5 protein-coding genes are annotated in these 3,517 nt (G+C 57.5%); 1 reads left to right on the forward strand and 4 read right to left on the reverse strand.

Annotation, left to right across the window (positions count from 1 at the left end):
- The 4 genes from AB7E65_RS11130 to cmoA all read right to left on the reverse strand — a co-directional run.
- Positions 1-305: flavin reductase family protein (locus tag AB7E65_RS11130; protein WP_428745917.1), on the reverse strand; the 305-nt coding region annotated here is incomplete at its 3' end.
- A gap of 185 nt (positions 306-490) precedes the next feature.
- Positions 491-745, reverse strand: a complete 255-nt coding sequence (dmpI, locus tag AB7E65_RS11135; protein ID WP_268807515.1) for a 4-oxalocrotonate tautomerase DmpI — start codon at positions 743-745, stop codon at positions 491-493.
- Positions 742-1,716, reverse strand: a complete 975-nt coding sequence (gene cmoB, locus AB7E65_RS11140) for a tRNA 5-methoxyuridine(34)/uridine 5-oxyacetic acid(34) synthase CmoB (protein ID WP_428745918.1) — start codon at positions 1,714-1,716, stop codon at positions 742-744. Before cmoB ends, dmpI begins: the two co-directional genes overlap by 4 nt.
- Positions 1,713-2,453 (reverse strand): carboxy-S-adenosyl-L-methionine synthase CmoA, encoded by a 741-nt coding sequence (gene cmoA / locus AB7E65_RS11145; RefSeq protein WP_320361006.1) that lies wholly within the window; start codon positions 2,451-2,453, stop codon positions 1,713-1,715. Before cmoA ends, cmoB begins: the two co-directional genes overlap by 4 nt.
- A gap of 156 nt (positions 2,454-2,609) precedes the next feature.
- Here cmoA and AB7E65_RS11150 point away from each other — a divergent pair, with 156 nt between their 5' ends.
- Entirely contained in the window at positions 2,610-3,155 is a 546-nt protein-coding gene (locus tag AB7E65_RS11150) for a hypothetical protein (RefSeq protein ID WP_072286518.1), read from the forward strand.
- The last annotated feature ends 362 nt before the right edge of the window (positions 3,156-3,517 follow it).

Consider the following 3,517-nt stretch of genomic DNA (forward strand, 5'->3'; position numbering starts at 1 on the left):
TTGACCGGGGTCAGGCCGGTGGCGGCGAATTTGTCGGTATCGCGGCCGGAGGCGATGCCGCAGAAGTCTGCTTGCCGTGCAAAGCCTTCGGTAGCGACATTGACGGTAAAGGCCTTGCGGTCGAGGATGCTGTCATGGCTGTGGGTAGCGGGACGCAACGCCACGGAAACGCAGGGTGGTTTGGAGCAGCAGATGCCGCCCCAGGCGACCGTCGCCAGGTTGGGCTGGCCGGCTTCATCGAAGGTGCCGACCAGCCATACGGGGGTCGGCTGTGCCAGGGTGTTGGGGCCGAGAGATTTCTTCATGGTTACCTCGCGTGTATTTCGAAGGATAAAAATCAGCTGCTGAAGAGTGCGCAGAGCTGCGGAAAAATGCCGGAAAATCCGAAACGGTTTTCCCGCCCCTCTTTACTCATACAGAAATGTCGAGCGGTGCGTGGTTTTATTCCGCGCGCGCCGCGGTCGCCCCGGTAAAATCGTCAGCCATTTATTTACCGGGTCAGCTTGTTCAGGGGCACTCCGCCGACACCGATGTTTTCGATGGGGTTTTCATCGATAACGACGATGAATTTTTCGGCCGGAATGCCGGTCGCTCCGGCTGCGGCTTCGGTCAATCTGGCGATCAGTTGTTCCTTGACTTCCGGACTGCGGGGGGAAATGGTGAGAGTGATAATCGGCATGCTGTCCTCCTTAAAAAAATTGGTACGGTTCCAAAAGAGGTTATGAGGATGCCGGAGGCATGTCAAGACCGGGTGGCGACGATTGCCGCCCGCAGGGGCGCCTGGTAGCCTTCGACGGTTTTGGCCGGATCGCCGGGAGTGAGGAAATCGGGCAGCGATTCCGTATTCACCCAGGATGTGGGGCGTTGTTCCTCTGTGGTGGTCCAGGTACGGTCGATGCAGCGGATATTTTTAAAACCGGCTCTGGCCAGCCAGGCTTCCAGACACGGCACGGTCGGCAAAAAGAAGACGTTGCGCATTTTGGCGTAGCGATCACGGGGGCACAGGGCCAGGTCTTCATCGCCATCGAGGACCAGTGTCTCCAGCATCAGCTCGCCGCCGCTACGCAGCAGCGAAGCCAATTGTTTGAGGGCGTCGTGGGGCGACCGCTGGTGATAGAGGACCCCCATATGAAAGACCGTGTCGAAGTAGCCATCCATGGGCGGCATCTCCTCCAGTTTGAGCGGCAGGCAATGCACGCGCGGTAGCTGCATCCAGTGCTGCAACAGCACATACTGGCAGAACAGCGGCGGGTACGGTTCCAGGCCGAGGGCCAGCCGGGGGGCGGCGTCGGCCATGCGCATCAGATAGTAGCCGCAACTGCAGCCGATATCCAGGACCCGCCGGTCGGGAAGCGAGGCCATGTGGGGTGCGATGCGTGCCCATTTGAGATCGGAGCGCCATTCCGTATCGATGTCGATGCCGAAGATGCGAAACGGTCCCTTGCGCCAGGGTCGAAACCCCATGAGAATATCGAACAGAGCTTTGCGCTCATCCTCCGAAACATCTTCTTTTGTGCCGATAACGATCCGGCCGTCTTCGATCGAAATTTCGGAGGGTCGGATGCCCGGTACCTGCGCCATGAGTTTGCTCAGCCGCCGTACATTGCCGTCGATACACGCCAGATAGTGTCCTTTTGCCGCGATCAGTTCCTGCAGCGACGGCTGCCAGGGGCCCGGGCCAATGGCATGGACAGCGGCGTTCAGCAGGTCGATCATAAAGCATCCTTCAGGGCGATAAAGCTGGCAAAGTTGAACCATTTAAGCCAGATATCGACAGCTTTGAAGCCGACCCGCGTCAGCCTTTCCAGGTGCGATTCAACGGTTTCCGGGATCAGAACATTTTCCAGCGCTTCGCGCTTTTGGCTGATTTCCATTTCCGAATAGCCGTTTTCAGCCTTCAGCCGGTAATAAAAATTTTGCTGCATCTGGCTGAGTCCGAGGTGGGCATGCACGGTCTTCTCCGTCAATAGCAATATTCCGCCTGGCACCAGCGCCCTGTGGATACGGCTCAGCAGTTTGCGGCGGTCATCCGGTGGAATAAACTGCAGGGTCAGGTTGAGGATCACCACCGAGGCGTTGCTCATCTCAACCTCGCGGATGTCGCTGCAACTCAGATCAATGTGTGCTCCCTGCGGCAACTTTTCCATGCGTTCCCGGCAGACCCTGATCATCGGCTCGGAATTATCCACACCGATCAGGGTAAAGGACTGATCGCCTTCTTTCATGGACGCACCGATGGCCAGCTCCAGGTTGCCGGTGGAGCAGCCGAGATCGTATATGCGTGTTCCGGATCGATAATAATGGGCGGCCAGCTGAGCCTGGCGGCAGATCAGTTCCCGATAGCAGGGCACCGAACGGCTGATCATGTCATCAAACACCTGCACCACCGAAGCATTGAACTCGAAGGGGGGTACCGGCTTCTGCGGTCGGGAAAACAGGGCGTCTTTGGTCATGGGCAACTCTTTTTCGTGTTGATGGGCCCCTGTGAGAGCCGCAGGGGATTATAGCAGAGATGAAAGGACCCGACAGTTAATTTTATCCGTTTGCATGTCGGTGCTGGAAGTTTACAATAATGAGGAAAGAGTATCTTTTCCCAAAGGAGGTTTGTAATGTTCAGGCATTTTGGGTACGTGGCTCTGGTGTTGGCACTGGTGGCGTTTGCCGCAACCCCGGTACGGGCCGGTCGTGGTGGCGGTCAGGGCGGTGGCGGAGGATGGGAAGAGTCCCCTTCCAATCGGCAGTCGATGGAGGGCGCCACCCGAGGTCTTGAGCGCGCCGGTGAGCGTCGTGCCGAGCAGGCTGAAGAACATGCCCGCAGTGAAGAGCATGCCGGTTCCCGCGACATGAAAATGGACAAGGAAAAAATCAAGGACAAGGCCGGCAAGGGCGATAAGGAGTCTCTGAAGAACATGGATCGTGACCGCGAGCGGTTGCATGACGTGGCCGAACCGAAGGACAAAGTGAAGGAAAAGGCCAAAGAAAAAGCCGCGGGCGGATCGGACGACAGGGATGCTGACCGGGACAGGGATCGCGATCGGGATCGCGTGATGGACGAGGATAAGGCTGCCGGAAAAGGGAGCAACAGGCCTGCGGGGCAGGATGCCGACGGTTCCGACCGCGGTAAAAAGCGCTGGTGGTGGCCTTTCGGCGAATAAGAAGGATTCCGATGCTGATTGACAATCTCAAACATGGAGTCCTTTCCAAAGGAGGCAGGGTGGTGAACCACTGACCATCGGTTATCCCACCGCCAGCACAGGAATTTCTGTGATTTTCTCGCGGGGATGGGTCTGGTTTCTACCCCAGAGACATCCCCGTCCTTTTGAAAATAGGGGCACTCATACTGTATGAAAACAGCATAGAAAATGGCCTCCCGATACATGGGAGGCCATTTTTTTGGTTTGCCCAGCGGAGCTGGCAAACCCGGCCTGTTGCAAGAAACAGGTGTCGCCCCGATCAGGGGGAAGACAATCCGAATCGCAAGGGCGTTGTTGGCAACGGCAGGGTCTGGAGGAAGCGA

The organism is Syntrophotalea sp., from assembly GCF_050253115.1.
GTDB classification, from domain to species: Bacteria; Desulfobacterota; Desulfuromonadia; order Desulfuromonadales; family Syntrophotaleaceae; genus Syntrophotalea; species Syntrophotalea acetylenica.

Bases quoted from the DNA above. Each gene is read 5' to 3' on its own strand.
- cmoB (WP_428745918.1), bottom strand. From the start codon at position 1,716: ATGATCGACCTGCTGAACGCCGCTGTCCATGCCATTGGCCCGGGCCCC.
- cmoA (WP_320361006.1), bottom strand. From the start codon at position 2,453: ATGACCAAAGACGCCCTGTTTTCCCGACCGCAGAAGCCGGTACCCCCC.
- AB7E65_RS11150 (WP_072286518.1), top strand. From the start codon at position 2,610: ATGTTCAGGCATTTTGGGTACGTGGCTCTGGTGTTGGCACTGGTGGCG.